The sequence below is a fragment of the Stenotrophomonas cyclobalanopsidis genome (assembly GCF_008710035.1).
In the GTDB taxonomy this organism is placed as follows: Bacteria; Pseudomonadota; Gammaproteobacteria; order Xanthomonadales; family Xanthomonadaceae; genus Stenotrophomonas; species Stenotrophomonas cyclobalanopsidis.
The window spans coordinates 192,928-209,958 of sequence record NZ_VYKI01000002.1; the positions used below are offsets into that span (position 1 = coordinate 192,928).

Consider the following 17,031-nt stretch of genomic DNA (forward strand, 5'->3'; position numbering starts at 1 on the left):
CGACCAGGTCGGCAAATCCGTGCATGGCCCGGAGGGTGAAGTCCACATACTGGACAACATCACCCTCACGGTACATGAAGGCACCAGCGTGGCGATTGTCGGGGCCTCCGGTTCGGGCAAGACCACCCTGCTCGGCCTGCTGGCCGGGCTGGATCTGCCCAGCCGCGGCGGCATCACCCTGGCCGGGCAATCGCTGGGCGCGCTGGACGAGGAAGCCCGGGCGCAGCTGCGTGCGCGCGAAGTGGGCTTCGTGTTCCAGAGCTTCCACCTGCTGCCGGCGCTGACGGCGGCCGAAAACGTCGCACTGCCGCTGGAACTGGCCGGCCGCGAGGACCGCGCGCGGGTCGATGAGGTACTGGCCCAGGTCGGCCTCTCGCACCGCGCCCGCCACTACCCGCGGCAGCTGTCCGGCGGCGAGCAGCAGCGCGTCGCCCTGGCCCGCGCCTTCGTCACCCGCCCGCGCATCCTGTTCGCCGATGAACCCACCGGTTCGCTGGACCAGGCCACCGGCCAGCACATCAGCGACCTGCTGTTCGAGCTCAACGCTGGCAGCGGCACCACCCTGGTGCTGGTCACCCACGACCTGCGCCTGGCCCAGCGCTGCCAGTACATCCACCGCATCGACAACGGTCGCCTGCAGGCGGTCGAATACGGGGCGCAGGCATGAACCTGCTGCGGCACGCTTGGCGCGCGCTGCGCCGCGAAGCCCTGGCCGGTGACCTGCTGACCGTGTTCGCCGCGCTGGTACTTGGCGTGGCGGTGATGACCGCCGTCGGCACGCTGGTGAACCGGGTCAACCTGGCCCTGACCGGCAGCGCGGCCGAGATGCTGGGCGGCGACCTCGGCGTGGCCGGGCGCAGCGATCCGCCTGCGGCCTTCGCCGAAGAGGCGCAGCGGCGCGGGTTGGCCTACACCCGCATCGCCGGCTTCGGCAGCGTGCTGTTCAACGGTGATGCCAGCCAGATGGCCAGCATCAAGGCGGTGCAGGCCGGCTACCCGCTGCGCGGCACGCTGCGGGTGCGGGCCACGCCGGGCGGCGCGTTGATCGCCGATGCCGGCATGCCGCCGCAGGGCCAGACCTATGCCGACCCGCGCCTGCTGCAGGCGCTGGGCCTGAAGGTCGGTGATGCGCTCGAGTTCGGTGCCGGCACGCTGCGCGTGGCCGGCATCATCGAGGCCGAGCCGGACAGCGGTGGCGACCTGTTGACGCTCTCCCCCACCCTGCTGGTCAACCGCGCCGACGTCGATGGCACCGGCCTGCTCGGGCCGGGCAGCCGCATCAACTACCGGCTGATGGTGGCCGGTGCGCCGGACCAGGTGGCCGCGTACCGGCAATGGCTGCTGCCGCAGGTGAAGGGCATGCGCCTGCTGAGCGTGGACGACACGCAGCGCGGCGTGCGCCAGGCGTTTGATCTGGCCGGCCGCTTCCTCGGCCTGAGCGCGCTGCTGGCGGTGCTGCTGGCCGGCGTAGCCACCGCGCTGGCGGCCAACCGCTTCGCGTTGCGCCGCATTGACCAGGTGGCGATCCTGCGCTGCATCGGCGCACGCCAGCGCGACATCCTCACTGGCCTGGCGCTGCAGCTGCTGATGCTGGCGGCGCCGGCCTGCGTGCTGGGTATCGGCCTGGGCATGGCCGCGCAGGAAGGCCTGGTGCAGGTGCTGGGCAGCCTGGTGCCGCAGCGCCTGCCGCTGCCCGAGGCCACCCCGGCACTGACCGGTGCGGGCATCGGCCTGCTGCTGTTGTTCGGCTTCGGCCTGCCGCCGCTGCTGCGCCTGCGCGGGGTGCCGCCGATGCGCGTGCTCAACCGTTCCTTCGCCGCCCTGCCGCCGGCCTCGCTGCTGGCCTACGTGGCGGCGCTGGCGGCCAGCCTGGTGCTGGCGGTGCAGGTCACCGGTGACCTGAAGCTGGCGCTGTGGGTGCTGGGCGGCCTGGCTGCGCTGGCGCTGGCCGCTGGCGTGGTCGGCTTCGGCCTGCTGCAGCTGCTGCGCGGCCTGCAGCACCGCCTGCATGGCAACTGGCGGCTGGGCCTGGCCGCGCTGACCCGGCGGCGGATGCTGGCGGTGATGCAGTTGGTGGGCCTGTCGCTGTCGCTGTGCGCGCTGCTGCTGCTGGCGGTGACCGGCCCCGGCCTGCTGCAGCAGTGGCGCGAGCGCCTGCCGGAGAACACGCCCAACTACTTCCTGATCAACATCCAGCCCGAGCAGCGCGACAGCGTACTGGCGGCGTTGCAGGGGCTGGGGGCGGCCGACGCCAGCGTCGAACCGATGGCCACCGGCCGCCTGATCGCGATCAACGGCAAGCCGCCGCTACGCGTGGACCGCACGCCGGAGCAGAACGGCCAGCCGCCGCAGGGCGAAGGCCAGCGCGACGACGATGACGAAAACCGGCCGTTGAACTTCAGCTGGCGCAGCACCTTCCCGCCGGCCAACACGCTGCTTGAAGGCACGTTCTGGAAGGCCGACAGCACCGCGCCGGAGGCCTCGGTGGAAACCGCCTGGGCCAAGCGCTACGGTGCGCACCTGGGCGACCGCATCACCATTGCCGTGGGCGAGCAGGAACGCGAGTTCACCGTCACCAGCGTGCGCAAGGCAGACTGGAACACCTTCCGCCCGAACTTCTTCGTGCTGCTCAACCCCAACGCGGTGGGCGATACGCCGCACAACCTGCTGTCGGCTTTCCATCTGCCGGCCGGGAAGGCCGCGGGTCTGGGTGCGCTGGTGCGCGAACAGCCGAACCTGTCGCTGCTGGATGTCGATGCGGTGATCTCGCAGGTGCGCGAGGTGATGAACCGCGTCGCGCAGGCGGTGCAGCTGGTGATGGTGTTCAGCCTGCTGGCCGGCGTGCTGGTGCTGCTGGCCGCACTGCAGGCCACCGCCGGCGAGCGCCGCTACGACAGCGCGGTGCTGCGCACGCTGGGGGCCACCCGGCGCCAGCTGCGCGGTGCGGTGCTGGTGGAGTTCGGTGCACTGGGGGCGCTGGCCGCGCTGCTGGCCGTGGGTGCGGCGGCCGGCATCGGCGTGGCGGTATCGCAGAAGGTGTTCGAGCTGCCGCTGCTGCCGCCGTGGCCGGGCCTGCTGCTGGGCGGGCTGGTGGGCATCGGCCTGAGCCTGCTGGCCGGCTGGTGGGGCACGCGTGCGATCCTGCACACGCCGCCGGCGCTGGCCCTGCGCGAGGCCTGAGGCGGCCGTTACACGTGACGGGTGGGGCCGGCCGTGTGCTGCGCGCCCCACCCCATGAGATCGCCCGGATGCCCGGCACGTCGTTCGCTGCTTACCTGTACCCGGTGTTGCTGCTGCTTGGCAGCAACATCTTCATGACCTTCGCCTGGTACGGCCACCTGAAGTACAAGAGTGCGCCGCTGATGATGGTCATCATGGTCAGCGGGGCATCGCCTTCTTCGAGTACTGCCTGCAGGTGCCGGGCAACCGGCTGGGCAGCGCGGTGTATTCGGCGCCGCAGCTGAAAGGCATGCAGGAAGTGATCACGCTGCTGGTGTTCGCGGTGTTTTCCGCGTTCTACCTGGGTCAACCGCTGAAGTGGAACCACTACGCCGCGTTCGGGTTGATCGTAGTGGCGGCGTTTTTGATGTTCAAGGAATAACGGCATCCACGCACGGCGTGGATCTACTGACGACTGGCCGGGGTGATGGACGCCTGTTGCTGCGCCCAGGCCACGGTCGTGCACATCGCGCGTTGCATGCCCAGAAGCGTTATGAACACGCAGAGCTCGTCCTTTTCGTCGTTGTCCCCCACCCGCTTATGGACTTCGCTGTATTCAGGCGAGCTATCGAAAATGACGATACGGACGATGTTGCCGCTGGGCAGGTACTTGGCGGAGAAGATCGGGTTGGCATCGCGATCCTTGGTGCCATCGACGAAGAAGGTGTTGTAGTGCGGGCTGCGAAAGTCTCCAGCATGCAGGCCGGCCGCTCGGATTCCGCTCGCGAAGGTGTCGCGGAAATGCTGTTCGAGACGATCATAGATCTGCGGATCTGACAGATAGGTTTCGAACATCAGGCGTTCTGGCACGACCATCAGCACGCCTCATTTGCATGCGTTGGAATCGCATAGACACGAATCACTTCGTAACCCGGAGGGCCATCGGTGCGGCTTTCGCAGAAGCGGAAGCCTGCGAGCAGACCAGCATCTTCGAACAAGGAGCGCACTGCGTCGATTTCCGTTGAGGTATTCCTGCCGCATTTTTCCCGGCACCTGTTTCCAAACGCGATCCCCTCCGAACCCGGATAGTAGAGAACGTTGGGGAGCAGAACGCCCTCTTCCGCCTGCAGCTCGAAATCGGTAAAGCTCAATGCCAGAAACATCTTCGTGCCAGCGGGGTCGCGAGCGCTTCCGGCGATACGAACGGTCGCCAGCACATGCATACAGAGGCTGAGCAGATACGCAGATGTCCATCGAGGCCCGAGACGCTTGAGCAGCCCGTTGATCCTCTGCGTGCGCGAAACAATGGGTACTTCCTCGAAGTCGTCGATGTCGAGAAAGAAGCTGTCGATGTCGTCACAGGCTTCGCCGGACAACATCTGGCTGCATAAGGCGGAAAGCTTCATCGACGGCGGTGTTCAATGGCGACGTTGGCGGCCACCCTAGCGCATGCGCGGCTCTGGGAAGTGGCCTCAGACAAAATGACGCTAAATGCGTCATATTTTTGCGTGCACAACCCCAATCCACCCTGCGGCATACACGGACGCCGCATCCGGTCACCGCGGAAAGCGTGCCGAGCAAGCTCGGCACCTACCAAGAGCAGACGACGGCGTTTCCAATGTTCAAGGAACAAGCGCATCCACGCCATGCGTGGATTCGGTCGCGGCCCGGCGTTACCGGGCCTTTTCCACGTACTTGGCGAACACTTCGTCGATCTGCGTGTCCTTCACCTTCTTGCCGGCCTGGATCTCTTCGGCCTGGGTGAACAGCGGAATGATCATCGCCATGCCGTCCAGCTTGGTCTTCAGGTGCACGCCCGGGGCCTGGGTCAGGAAGCCGTCCCAGCGCTGGCGCACCTTGGCCCAGTAGCCGGCCGTGGCCTTCCAGTAATCGCGGGCCGGGGTGAAGTCGACCTCGGTGGTCTTGATGTAGTCGTTGAAACCGAACTCGCGGGCGATCTCCACCTGGCTGCCGTCGGCGTTGCGCTGCACCTTGGTGTTGAACTGCTCGTGGGTCCAGCCGTTCGGGGTGAGCGTGTGGCGGTTGATCACGGCCAGCGCGTTGTAGTCGCTGCGCTTGGTGTACTCACGGCGCGGTAGCGGGCGCCAGCTCAGGTCGCTGGTCCAGGTCGGCACGTTGTTGGCGTAGCTCCAGGTACCGGTGCCGCAGTAGCGCGGTGCGTCGCTCACTTCGTAGACGCACTGGGTCCAGGCGCCCTTGTTGGTGGCCGCGTCGATCGTGCGTACCTGCCAGGTCTGGTCGGCGCTGAACTCGAAGCGGTTGGGCGCTTCATACACCCAGTCCTGGCGCCAGTGCTTGGTCACATGGCCGCTCTTGCCGTCCACCAGCAGGTGCTGCAGGACGATGCGCTTCGGGCTGTCCTCCACCACGATCACCACTTCGTTGCCGCCGCTGCGCATGGCCGGCGCGCGCTCGTAACCCGGCTTCAGCAGCACAGTCTCGTCAAAGGCGAAATCCACGGTGTACTCACCCTGCATGGCAAGGATGCTGTCGTGGTCACGGGCGATATCGGAGGGCTGCGCGCTGGCTGCACCGCTTGCGGCGAGCAGCAGCATCACGCTGGCTGTCTGCAACTTCATCTGGGGTTCCTTCGCGGGTTTCAGGGTCGGTGGAAGGCCGTCCGTGGCCGGGGTCGCTCCATGAGGATCAGGTCAGAGCCGGACCAGGGGCAGTTCGCCCGGCGCCCGCGGTGCCGGCCGGCGGGCGGCATCGGCACAGCAGCAGTCATCGATGGACAGTTCGCCTTCGGCGCCTTCCAGGCGGGCGATGCGGCGCGCGGTGGCCGCCCCCAGCGACGACAACGTGGACAGGCTGGCGGCCAGGGTGCGGCCTTCGTCGGCGGCATGCAGGCGCAGCGCGCACAGGCGCCAACGCTGCCCGCCCAGGTGGCCGGCCAGGCGCCGCCACAGACGTTCGCCCACGCTGCCATCGGCATCGTGTTCGGGGCCGGGCGGCAGTGCGGCCACCAACCGGTCCCAGGCCAGGAAATCGCTGTCCGGCAGCAGGTACAGGCGCCACACGCAGCGGCCGCGGGCGTCGACGAAGCATAGGCTTTCGCGCAGCCCTTCGCTGTCAACGCCCTGGCACGCGTGCACCGAGACCGCCTGGCGCCAGCCGCCCAGCTCGCTGCTGTCGGCGTGGTACAGGCAGAGCACGGTGCCCAGCCCTGCCAGCTGCGCCGGCGTGGGCCAGGCCTGCAGCGCGGGGTGCGGCAGGAAGGACGACAGACGACGGGCGGACAGGGCTCGGCTCATGGGATCACCAGGACACGGCAAGGCTGGCCGACAGGGCGCGGCCGGGGCTGGTATAGCGGTCCAGCACGGTACTGGTGGCCGACAGGGTCGCGCCCACGTTGGACCAGTCGATGTAACGCTTGTCGGCAAGGTTGAACACGCCGACGTTGAAGGTGGCGCCCGGCGCGAAGTTCCAGTGCGCCATCAGGTCGGCCACGCCGTAGCCGGCGGGGCGGTAGACGGTGGCCGAGGCGAGGCGGTCCTTGCGCTTGACGAAGGTGCCGGCCAGCTCTACACCCCAGGTATCGGTGTCGTACATCAGGCCGACGGTGCCGCGCAGCGGGTCGACCGAAGCCAGCGGGGTGTCTTCGGTCTTGTTGTCACCGCGCGACCAGGCCACCGCACTGCGCAGGGCCCAGCCCTGCAGCGCCGGGCTGATCTGGCCGAAGTCGACGCCAGCCTTCAGTTCGGCACCATAGATGCGCGCATCGGCGATGTTGCGCGACTGGAACACCATCAGGCCTTGGGCGTTGGTGCCGACCAGCGACTGCGATTCGATGAAGTCCTTGTAGTCGTTGGAGTAGCCGCTGATGCTGACGTAGGCCGCCGGCGACAGGAAGCGCAGGCCCAGCTCGGCGCCATCGCTGGTTTCCGGCTTCAGGTCCGGATTGGGAATGGCGGTGTAACCAAAGGCGAAGTTGGTGAAGCCCAGGTTGACGTCGTTGTACGGCGGCGAGCGGAAGCCGCGCGAGTAGCCTGCAAACAGCGACCACGCATCGGTGAAGCGGTACACCAGGCCGAACTTGGGCGACACGCTGGTCTTGCTCAGCTTGGACACTGCCACGCCGGGGTTGTCCTCGGCAAAGATGCTGTCTACTTCCGGCTTCAGTTCGTAGCGGTCCACGCGCACGCCCGGCACCAGCGACAGCTTACCGTCAGCCAGGCGCATTTCGTCCTGCGCATACAGGCCCAGCTCGGTGGTCTTGCTGATCGGGAAGTCACGCACCGGGAAGGCGTCGGGCAGAATGGTGGTGCTGGTCTGGCCATTGGCCAGCACCTGGTAGCCGTCGCGCTTCTGGCGGATCTCGGTGCGCGCGCCATCGAAGCCGTAGGTCAGCGCGTGTTCGACGCTGCCGGTGCTGAAGGCCTTGTTGAACTGCGCCTGCAGGCCCCACACGCGCTGTTCGAAGTTGAATTCGCGGTGGCGACGGCTGCGGTTGGCGCGGTCTTCGTCGGTGATCTGGGTGGTTTCGCTGTGCTGGGTGTACAGCTGCCAGTGCAGGCTGTCGGCGAAACCCATGTCCAGCGCATCCATTTCATGGGCGAAGGACACGCGGGTGCGGTTCTGCGTGTCGCGCGCCTTCATGCCGGTGGTGGTGGTGCGGTCCACCGACGAGAACACGTCGGTGTCGGTGTTGTCTTCGTTGCCTTCCACGGTCAGGCGGAAGCGCTGGTCTTCGCTGGGCGCGTACACCAGCTTGGCCAGGCCGCTGCGGCCGTCGCGGTCCTGCGGGTTGGCCGCGGTACGGGTGTTGTCGCGGCTGCGGATATCGCCCTGGTTGTCGGTTTCCTGGCCCTGGCGGTGGTTGATGTTGACCATGCCGCTCCAGTGCTCGCCACCAAAGGCGCTGGTGACGCCGCCCAGCAGGCCCTGCCACTCACCGTCGTAGCCGAACTTCAGGCCGACGTAGCTGTCCTTGCCGTCCTTGAGGTAGTCGGCCGGGTCCTTGGTGACGAAGGCGACCACGCCACCCAGGGCGTCCGAGCCGTACAGCGAACTGGCCGGACCGCGCACGATCTCCACGCGCTTGAGCGTGTCCAGATCGGTGAAGTTGCGGTTGGCGTTGGAGAACGAGCCGATGTTGAAGCTGGTCGGCATGGCGATGCCATCGGTCTGGATGCGCACGCGGTTGCCATCCAGGCCACGGATGCGGATGCTGCCCAGGCCGAAGCGGGCGGCACTGCGGCCTACCGACAGGCCCGGTTCGTAGCGGATCAGGTCCTTGATGTCCTGCACCAGCTGCCGGTCCATCTGCTCGCGGTCGATCACATCGACGGTGGCAGCCACATCGCTCACCGCGCGTTCGGTGCGGGTGGCGGTGACCTGCACGCGATCGAATTCGCGCGCATCGGGCGCGGCGTCGGCGGCAGCGTGGGCGGACAGCGGCAGGGCCATCCAGAGGGCAAGGGACAGCGTGGTCGGACGGGTCATCGGTGTCGGTCGGTCAGGCAGAGGGAGCCCCCGGCCACCGGCACGCCAGGCGTGCACGGACAGCCGAGGGGGAGAGAGCGGGAGCGGACGGGTCGCCCACCCTGCCAGCGCTGCCGGCAGGAGGGAGGGAGGCGGGCGACCAGACCGCGTTACTTGGTCAGGATCAGCTTGTCGTTGCTGGTGTGGCGCAGCCGGTAGAAGCGGTCGCCGTGCTGGATCAGAATTTCGCGGCGGCCCTTCAGCAGGGCTTCGCTGTCGATGACTTCTTCCGGCGGAACGACACGCACCGGGCGGTCGCGCAGGGTCAGCGTTTCGGGGCGCAGCAGTACAGGTTGAGCATTCATGAGCATCTGGACTCGTGCGAGGGACGGTTTAGATGATAATGATTCTCAGTTGACAATCAACAACCATTCTCAATTCCATTGATGGGATTTATGATCGAATTCGCAGATTCGATAGATTCCATCAATAGCGAGAGGCAGGATCGAGCTTGGCTCGACCCTGCAGAGCGCTGTCAGGCGAAGGCCGCTTCCACCTGCGCCCAGCCGGCATCGTCCACCTGCTGCAGCACGTCCAGCGCCTGCAGGTTCTGCAGCAGCTGGCTGACCCGGCTGGCGCCGAGGATCACGCTGGAGACATTCGGGTTGCGCAGGCACCAGGCGATGGCCAGGCTGGCCGGGGCATGGCCGAGCTCGGCGGCAACCTCGCTGAAGCGGCGTACCTGGGCCAGGCGCACGGCGGCGTTCTGGCCCAGCACCAGGTCCTGCAGCCAGCCCATGCCCTCGCGGCCCAGCCGGGCATCGGCCGGAATGCTTTGGTCGTACTTGCCGCTGAGCAGGCCCGAGGCCAGCGGTGAGAAGATGGTGGTGCCCAGCCCGGCGCTGGCGTACAGCGGGGCGTATTCCACTTCCACCCGCTCGCGGTGCAGCAGGTTGTACTGCGGCTGTTCCATCGACGGCGCCTGCCAGTTGTGGCGCGCGGCGATGTCCACCGCCTCCTCGATCTGCGTGGCCGACCATTCCGAGGTACCCCAGTACAGCACCTTGCCCTGCCGGACCAGGGTGTCCATGGCATGCACGGTCTCGGCGATCGGCGCGTCCGGATCCGGGCGATGGCAGTAATAAAGGTCGAGGTAGTCCACCCGCAGGCGCTTGAGCGCGGCATGGCAGGCGTCGGTCACATGCTTGCGCGACAGGCCACGCTGGGTCGGGCGCGGGTCCTTGGCGCTGCCGAAGAACACCTTGCTGGACACGCAGTAGCCGTCGCGCGGCAGGCGCAGGTCGGCGATCACATCGCCCATCACCTGCTCCGCGCGGCCGTTGGCATAGCCCTCGGCGTTGTCGAAGAAGTTGATGCCGTGATCCCAGGCGGCGGCCACCAGGTTGCGGGCCTCGTCACGCGGCACCTGGTCGCCAAAGGTCACCCAGGCGCCGAAGGACAGGGCGGACACCGGCAGGCCGGTGGACCCAAGGCGACGGTAGAGCATGCGATTCTCCTGTTGCAGGCCCGCATACGGGCCGGGATCGAGCCCCATTCTACCCGCCTCCGTTGGCGGCAAGCCCTTGCCGTTGCTGGCCTGATCGGTGCCGATGGGCCCGCGCACGCCGCTTTTCCTTGCCCCAGCCCCGGCCCTGCACTAGGCTTCCCGTTTTTCGCGCGCCCCCGGGGGAGCTCTCATGGTCGAAGGTTTGGGCAGGATCGGCTTCGGCCTTTTCGGGTTGGCGGTGCTGATCGGCATCACCTGGCTGTTTTCCAACAACAAGCGCGCGGTGGACTGGAAGCTGGTCATCACCGGCATCACCCTGCAGATCGCCTTCGCGGCGCTGGTGATCCTGGTACCGGGCGGGCGTGACGTGTTCGATGCCCTGGGCAAGGGCTTCGTCAAGATCCTCAGCTTCGTCAACGAGGGCTCGGGCTTCATCTTCGGCTCGTTGATGGATACCCAGAACTACGGCTTCATCTTCGCCTTCCAGGTGCTGCCGACCATCATCTTCTTCTCGGCGCTGATGGGCGTGATGTACCACCTGAACGTCATGCAGGCCATCGTCCGCGTGATGGCGTGGTCGATCACCAAGGTGATGCGCGTGTCCGGCGCGGAAACCACCAGCGTCTGCGCCAGCGTCTTCATCGGCCAGACCGAGGCGCCGCTGACCGTGCGCCCGTACATCGCCAAGATGACCCAGTCCGAGCTGCTGACCATGATGATCGGCGGCATGGCGCACATCGCCGGCGGCGTGCTGGCGGCCTACGTGGGCATGCTCGGCGGCGGTGACCCGGCGCAGCAGGCCTTCTACGCCAAGCATCTGCTGGCGGCCAGCATCATGGCGGCCCCGGCCACCCTGGTCGTGGCCAAGCTGCTGATCCCGGAAACCGGCACCCCGCTGACCCGCGGCACGGTGAAGATGGAAGTCGAGAAGACCTCCAGCAACATCATCGACGCGGCCGCGGCCGGCGCCGGCGACGGCCTGAAGCTGGCGCTGAACATCGGTGCGATGCTGCTGGCCTTCATCGCCCTGATCGCCCTGCTGAACGCCCCGCTGACCTGGATCGGTGATGTCACCGGCCTGGCTGCCGCGATCGGCAAGCCGACCAACCTGTCGACCATCTTCGGTTACGTGCTGGCCCCGATCGCCTGGGTCATCGGTACCCCGTGGGCCGATGCCACCACCGTCGGCTCGCTGATCGGCCAGAAGGTCGTCATCAACGAGTTCGTGGCCTATACCGAGCTGTCGCAGATCGTGAACGGCCAGATCGCCGGCGTGTCGCTGTCCGACGAAGGCCGCCTGATCGCGACCTACGCCCTGTGCGGCTTCGCCAACTTCAGCTCGATCGCCATCCAGATCGGCGGCATCGGCGGCCTGGCCCCGGAACGTCGCCACGACCTGGCCAAGTTCGGCCTGCGCGCGGTGCTGGGCGGTACCATCGCCACCTTCATGACGGCGACCATCGCCGGCGTGCTGACGCACTTCAGTTGAACCCTTGTTTGAGAAGAAATCCCCTATGAGCAGCAGTGTCGTTGTCGTCGGTTCCTTCAATGTCGATCACGTGTGGCGGTGCGAAGCGCTGCCGGCGCCGGGCGCGACCATTGCCGGCCGCTACAGCACCGGCCCGGGTGGCAAGGGCTTCAACCAGGCGGTGGCTGCCTGCCGGGCCGGCGCCGACACCACGTTCGTGTGCGCGCTCGGCGATGACGCCGGTGGCGCCACGGCGCGTGACCTGGCCGCGCAGGATGGCTTCGCGCTGATCGCCGAGGCCAGCAGCGAGCCGACCGGCACCGCCGGCATCTACGTCGATGCCCGTGGCCGCAACACCATCGTGATCGGCCCCGGCGCCAACGCCGCGCTGAGCACCACGTTCCTGGAACAGCAGCAGGCGCTGCTGGCCGGCGCCAGGGTGGTGCTGGTGCAGCTGGAATCGCCGGTGCAGACGATTGAAGCCGCGCTGGCTGCGGCGCGCGAAGCCGGTGTCACCACCGTGCTCAACGCCGCACCGGCCGACGCCCCGTCCAGCATCGGCCTGCTGAAGCTGGCCGATGTGCTGACCCCGAACGAGACCGAGTTTGCGTCGCTGCTCGGCCGCCATGTGGGTGAGCGCGTGGATGCCGACGACGTGGCCGCGCTGGATGGCGCCAGCCTGCACGCCCTGTGCCGCAAGCTGGTCGGCAACGGCACCGTGGTGGTGACCCTGGGTGCGGTGGGCGTGTTCGTTTCGCACGCCGACGAGAACCTGCGTGGCGACACCCAGCCGTACTACCGCGTGGGCGCCGAACAGGTGCAGGCCATCGACACCACCGGTGCCGGCGATGCCTTCAACGGTGCGCTGGCGGCCTCGATCGCCCAGGTGCCGGACGCGCCATTCGCCCGTCACGTGCGCTTCGCCAACCAGTTCGCCGGCCGTTCCACCGAGAAGGAAGGCGCCGCTGCGGCGATGCCGCGCTTCAGCCCGGCCGACGTGTAGATCCACGCCATGCGTGGATGAAAAGCCCGGGCATGCAGATGCCCGGGCTTTTTTTGCTTCGCTTTCACGCGTGGCCTGGGTCGACTGCAGGCACCACGGCAGCAGATTAGTCTGGCTGGACCACGCCAGCTGTGAGCGCACCAGAGCGGGCAAGCCGTCCCAGCAGCAGCCCCGCCGCGATCGCAAGCACCGCCACGCCCGCGGCGACCACGCCCAGCGAAGCCAGGCCGAAGCGTTCAATAGCACCGCCTCCCAGCAGCGCGCCCAGGCCGATACCAGCGTTGGCCGCCGAGACATTCAAGGTGCCTGCCAGCGCCTGCGCCTGGGGCGCCGCACGCATCACCCGCACCTGGCACAGCGGGAACAGCGCGGTATGCGCGACGCCCCACAAGGCAAGCGCGATGAACACTTCCCAGCCGTGGGCGGCCAGCCCGACACCCGCCAGCACGCCCAGTGCCAGCACCGCAGTGAATACCAGCGTTGCGCCCAGCGGCGCACGATCGACCCAGCGGCCGCCCAGCGCATTACCGAGCAGGCCGAGAGCGCCGAAACCCATCAGCCACCAGCCCACCTGTGCCGACGGCACCTGCATCAGCCGCTCGAGCACATCGGCCAGGTAGGTGTACCCGGTAAACATCGCGGTGAACACGAGCACCGACACCAGTACATGGCCCAGCAGCTGCGGTTGGCGTAGCACGCGTGCCTGTTCGCCCAGCGAACGTCGCGGCGCAGCCTCGGTGTCTGGCATCCACAGCGCCAGTGCGGCGGCCATCAGCATCGACAGCGCTGCCAGGACCCAGAAGCTGCCGCGCCAGCCCAGCGCATTGGCGGCCAACGTACCCAGAGGTACGCCGAACAGCATGGCGGCGGTGATACCCAGATAGACCCGAGCGACCGCCCGCCCCCCCTGCCCGGCAGGCGCCAGCTGCGCAGCGGTCTCGCTGGCCGTGCCCCAGAACACCGGCAGGGCCAGCGCCGGGAGCACCCGCGCCAGCGTGAGCAGCCACGACTGCGTGGCCAACGCAGCCAGCATGTTGGAGCCGGCAAACACCAGCAGAATCGCTACGAACAGGCGGCGGCGACCGATATGCGACAGCAGGGCGGTCAATGGGGGACCGGCCAGCATCACGGTAAACGCAAACAATGTGACCAGTTGCCCGGCTCGGGCAATGCTGATGCCAAGGTCACGCGCCAGTGCTGGCAACAGGCCGACGATCAGGAATTCGGTCGTGACGATCACGAAGGCGGACACCGCCAACAGCACAACTGGAAGGCGAACACGGGCGCCGTAGCGGGCCGCGGCCATCGCGGGATCGGGAGAAGACATGCGGGGACATCGGAACAGGGCCTGTCAGCCTATTGCTTCCGCAGGCTCCGATTACTGCTATGTTTTCCTCCCATTTCGGAATTTCCTTCGCCAATGCTTTCCACCGAGCGGCTACGAGGCATCGAGGCCTTCGTTGCCACCGCCGATGCGGGCAGCTTCACTGCGGCCGCCCACCACCTGCACCTGACCAGCTCGGCAGTGGGAAAAACCATTGCGCGGCTGGAAGCGCGGCTTGGTACGCGGCTGTTCGAACGCAGCACCCGCCGCCTGCGCCTCACGAACGCCGGCGAGGGGTTCTACCGCACCTGTGTGCGGGTGCTGGCCGAACTGGCCGACGCCGAGTCGGTGCTGGCGTCGCACAGCGATGCCCCCGTTGGCCGCCTGCGGGTGGATGCACCGGCCACCTTCGGTCGGCTCAAGGTCTGGCCGCTGCTGCTGCAACTGGCAGCCGAGTTTCCGCAACTGCATCCACAGGTGACGTTCAGTGACCGCTTCATCGACCTGGCCGAGGACGGGGTCGACCTCGCTGTGCGCATCGGGGGTGCCGAGCCTCTGCCCGCTACGCTGGGAAGCCGCCTGCTCGGTTACGAATGCCTGCGTTTCTGTGCTTCCCCGGAATACCTGGGTCAGCATGGTCAGCCCGCATCGGCTTCCGAGCTGGCCCGCCATGACGGGGTTCTGTTCGGCCGCGCTGATGGCAGCATCGGCCCGTGGCAGGTGGCCGATGGTGCGCAGCGCAGCGCCCCACTCCAGGCACGCGCGCGGCTGGTCGTTGGCAGCGCCGAAGCCCAGGTGGCTGCGGTCGAGGCCGGTTTCGGTATCGCACAGCTGGCTACCTGGCTGGTCGATGACGCATTGGCCCGCGGCAGTCTGGTGCCGATCCTGCCGGCACTCGACTGCCGCGGGCTGCCGCTGCGACTGCTGTGGCCGCAGGGCAGGCAGCGGCTGCCCCGCGTGGACGTAGCCCTGGACCGCCTTGGCATCGGCTTGGACATCAATCCGCCGCACTGATGCAAGGCCCAGCCACCCAGCTTCGCGCGCCACTTGGCAGGGGGGAAGCAACCGTCAAGCATCTGCTGATGCCGGTACGGCATGACGTCCATGCCGATCGGCCTTAATCCGGCTGCGCCTGAAACGGCCTCGCCGCCGCTGGCGCCCTACAATGGGCGCATGCAGATCGGCCCGTACACCATTGCCCCCAACGTCGTGCTGGCGCCCATGGCCGGCGTCACCGACAAGCCCTTCCGCCTGCTGTGCAAACGGCTGGGCGCGGGCCTGGCCGCCTCGGAAATGACCATCAGCGACCCGCGCTTCTGGAACACGCGCAAGTCGATTCACCGCATGGACCATGAGGGCGAACCGGCGCCGATCAGCGTGCAGATTGCCGGCACCGAGCCGCAGCAGCTGGCCGAGGCGGCGCGCTACAACGTCGACCACGGCGCGCAGATCATCGACATCAACATGGGCTGCCCGGCCAAGAAGGTGTGCAACGCCTGGGCCGGCTCGGCGCTGATGCGCGATGAACTGCTGGTGGCGCACATCCTGGAAGCCGTGGTCAACGCGGTGGACGTGCCGGTCACCCTGAAGATCCGCACCGGCTGGGACTGCGACCATCGCAACGGGCCGGTGATCGCGCGCATCGCCGAGGACAGCGGCATCGCCGCGCTGGCCGTGCACGGCCGCACCCGCGACCAGCATTACACCGGCCAGGCCGAGTACGGCACCATCGGCGAGATCAAGGCCGCGCTGCGCATCCCGGTCATCGCCAACGGCGATATCGATTCGCCGCAGAAGGCCGCTTATGTGCTGCAGCAGACCGGCGTGGACGCGGTGATGATCGGCCGTTCCGCACAGGGCCGGCCGTGGATCTTCCGCGAAGTGGCGCACTACCTGGCCACCGGCCAGGAACTGCCGCCGCCCTCGCTGCAGGAAGTTCGCGACATCCTGCTGGGCCACCTACATGCGCTGCACGCGTTCTACGGTGAGCCGCAGGGCGTGCGCATCGCCCGCAAGCACCTGGGCTGGTACGCCAAGGACCGGCCGGAGAACGCCGCCTTCCGCGCGGTGGTCAACCGCGCCGAGGACCCGGCCAGCCAGATCGCGCTGACCACCGAGTATTTTGACCGCCTGATTGCCGGGGAACCGGCGATGCCCTCCGCCGCCTGACTGCGCCAGCCGCCCCTAAACCGCCCCTACTTCTTGTACCGTTATTTGCGTGGTTGCTCGACTGGCCTTTCCGAACAGTCGAGCAAGCTCGACTCTACAAGAGCACACCATGACGCCGCCGATCTCTTCCCCGACCTACCTGCACGGTTTTTCCGGCACCGAACAGCAGCGCCTGATGACCCAGGCGCGCCTGCTGGAATCGAGCATTTTCAGCCAGATCGACTACACCGGTGCACGCCACCTGCTGGAAGTCGGCAGCGGCGTCGGTGCGCAGACTGAAATCCTGCTGCGCCGCTTCCCCGAGCTGCACGTCACCGGCGTGGACCTGAGCGAGGCGCAGCTGGCCACCGCGCGTGAGAACTTGGCGCGCACGCCGTGGTGCAGCGACCGCTACACCCTGCAGCAGGCCGATGCCGGCGAACTGCCGTTCGAGGCCCGCAGCTTCGATTCGGCCTTCCTGTGCTGGGTGCTGGAACACGTGCCCTCCCCTGCCCGCGTGCTGAGCGAAGTGCGCCGCGTGCTGGCCCCGGGCTCGCCGGTCTACATCACCGAAGTGATGAATGCCTCGTTCCTGCTGGATCCGTATTCGCCGCACATCTGGCGCTACTGGATGGCCTTCAACGATTTCCAGCATGACCACGGCGGCGACCCATTCGTCGGTGCCAAGCTCGGCAACCTGCTGCTGGCCGGTGGCTTCCGCGACGTGCACACCGAGATCAAGACCATCCACCTGGACAACCGCGAACCAGCACGCCGCAAGACGATGATCGCGTTCTGGGAGCAACTGCTGCTGTCGGCTGCCGACCAGCTGCTGCAGGCCGGCGCCGTGGACGAGGACACCGTGGAAGGCATGCGCCGCGAGTTCCGCCTGGTGCAGAACGACCCGAACGCGGTGTTCTTCTATTCGTTCGTGCAGGGCCGCGCGACGGTGTATTGAGGTGCCGCCCGCGCGGTGC

The 17,031-nt window shown here is 67.6% G+C and carries 15 protein-coding genes and 1 pseudogene; 8 read left to right on the top strand and 8 right to left on the bottom strand.

Annotated elements, in window-relative coordinates; genetic code table 11:
* Positions 1-19 precede the first annotated feature (19 nt).
* The 3 genes and pseudogenes from FJU31_RS02800 (at position 20) to FJU31_RS02810 (ending at position 3,601) form a co-directional block, all read left to right on the top strand.
* On the top strand, positions 20-667 hold the full coding sequence (locus FJU31_RS02800; RefSeq protein WP_079220668.1) for an ABC transporter ATP-binding protein: 648 nt from the start codon (positions 20-22) through the stop codon (positions 665-667).
* On the top strand, positions 664-3,180 hold the full coding sequence (locus FJU31_RS02805) for an ABC transporter permease (RefSeq protein WP_150453385.1): 2,517 nt from the start codon (positions 664-666) through the stop codon (positions 3,178-3,180). Before FJU31_RS02800 ends, FJU31_RS02805 begins: the two co-directional genes overlap by 4 nt.
* Positions 3,181-3,248: 68 nt before the next feature.
* Positions 3,249-3,601: pseudogene (locus FJU31_RS02810) on the top strand (DMT family protein).
* Positions 3,602-3,624: 23 nt separating this feature from the next.
* On the opposite strand, the gene FJU31_RS02815 reads toward FJU31_RS02810, so the two are convergent.
* From FJU31_RS02815 to FJU31_RS02845, 7 genes are all read right to left on the bottom strand, one after another.
* Positions 3,625-4,041: a hypothetical protein gene (locus tag FJU31_RS02815; RefSeq protein ID WP_150453386.1), complete on the bottom strand. Its 417-nt coding sequence runs from the start codon at positions 4,039-4,041 to the stop codon at positions 3,625-3,627.
* On the bottom strand, positions 4,035-4,565 hold the full coding sequence (locus FJU31_RS02820) for a hypothetical protein (RefSeq protein ID WP_150453387.1): 531 nt from the start codon (positions 4,563-4,565) through the stop codon (positions 4,035-4,037). Before FJU31_RS02820 ends, FJU31_RS02815 begins: the two co-directional genes overlap by 7 nt.
* A gap of 267 nt (positions 4,566-4,832) precedes the next feature.
* Complete coding sequence (locus FJU31_RS02825) at positions 4,833-5,759, bottom strand: DUF6607 family protein (RefSeq protein ID WP_150453388.1); 927 nt, start codon at positions 5,757-5,759, stop codon at positions 4,833-4,835.
* 72 nt (positions 5,760-5,831) lie between these two features.
* Complete coding sequence (locus tag FJU31_RS02830) at positions 5,832-6,434, bottom strand: ChuX/HutX family heme-like substrate-binding protein (protein ID WP_150453389.1); 603 nt, start codon at positions 6,432-6,434, stop codon at positions 5,832-5,834.
* Between the two features lie 4 nt (positions 6,435-6,438).
* On the bottom strand, positions 6,439-8,625 hold the full coding sequence (locus FJU31_RS02835) for a TonB-dependent hemoglobin/transferrin/lactoferrin family receptor (RefSeq protein ID WP_281290801.1): 2,187 nt from the start codon (positions 8,623-8,625) through the stop codon (positions 6,439-6,441).
* 149 nt (positions 8,626-8,774) lie between these two features.
* Positions 8,775-8,969, bottom strand: coding sequence for a hemin uptake protein HemP (gene hemP, locus FJU31_RS02840; protein ID WP_005412278.1), 195 nt, complete (start codon positions 8,967-8,969; stop codon positions 8,775-8,777).
* A gap of 170 nt (positions 8,970-9,139) precedes the next feature.
* Positions 9,140-10,111, bottom strand: coding sequence for an aldo/keto reductase (locus FJU31_RS02845; protein ID WP_150453390.1), 972 nt, complete (start codon positions 10,109-10,111; stop codon positions 9,140-9,142).
* 190 nt (positions 10,112-10,301) lie between these two features.
* Here FJU31_RS02845 and FJU31_RS02850 point away from each other — a divergent pair, with 190 nt between their 5' ends.
* Both FJU31_RS02850 and FJU31_RS02855 read left to right on the top strand, forming a co-directional pair.
* Positions 10,302-11,600: a NupC/NupG family nucleoside CNT transporter gene (locus FJU31_RS02850; RefSeq protein WP_150453391.1), complete on the top strand. Its 1,299-nt coding sequence runs from the start codon at positions 10,302-10,304 to the stop codon at positions 11,598-11,600.
* Between the two features lie 25 nt (positions 11,601-11,625).
* Positions 11,626-12,582, top strand: coding sequence for a ribokinase (locus tag FJU31_RS02855; RefSeq protein ID WP_150453392.1), 957 nt, complete (start codon positions 11,626-11,628; stop codon positions 12,580-12,582).
* 106 nt (positions 12,583-12,688) lie between these two features.
* On the opposite strand, the gene FJU31_RS02860 is transcribed toward FJU31_RS02855, so the two are convergent.
* Positions 12,689-13,909: an MFS transporter gene (locus FJU31_RS02860; RefSeq protein ID WP_150453393.1), complete on the bottom strand. Its 1,221-nt coding sequence runs from the start codon at positions 13,907-13,909 to the stop codon at positions 12,689-12,691.
* A 93-nt stretch (positions 13,910-14,002) separates the two neighbouring features.
* Here FJU31_RS02860 and FJU31_RS02865 point away from each other — a divergent pair, with 93 nt between their 5' ends.
* The 3 genes from FJU31_RS02865 (at position 14,003) to FJU31_RS02875 (ending at position 17,012) form a co-directional block, all read left to right on the top strand.
* Positions 14,003-14,920 (top strand): LysR family transcriptional regulator, encoded by a 918-nt coding sequence (locus FJU31_RS02865; protein WP_150453394.1) that lies wholly within the window; start codon positions 14,003-14,005, stop codon positions 14,918-14,920.
* Between the two features lie 159 nt (positions 14,921-15,079).
* Positions 15,080-16,075, top strand: coding sequence for a tRNA dihydrouridine synthase DusB (gene dusB, locus FJU31_RS02870; RefSeq protein ID WP_150453467.1), 996 nt, complete (start codon positions 15,080-15,082; stop codon positions 16,073-16,075).
* Positions 16,076-16,184: 109 nt separating this feature from the next.
* The gene (locus FJU31_RS02875) at positions 16,185-17,012 is read left to right on the top strand and encodes a methyltransferase domain-containing protein (RefSeq protein ID WP_150453395.1); all 828 of its coding nucleotides are present in this window, start codon (positions 16,185-16,187) and stop codon (positions 17,010-17,012) included.
* Positions 17,013-17,031 lie beyond the last annotated feature (19 nt).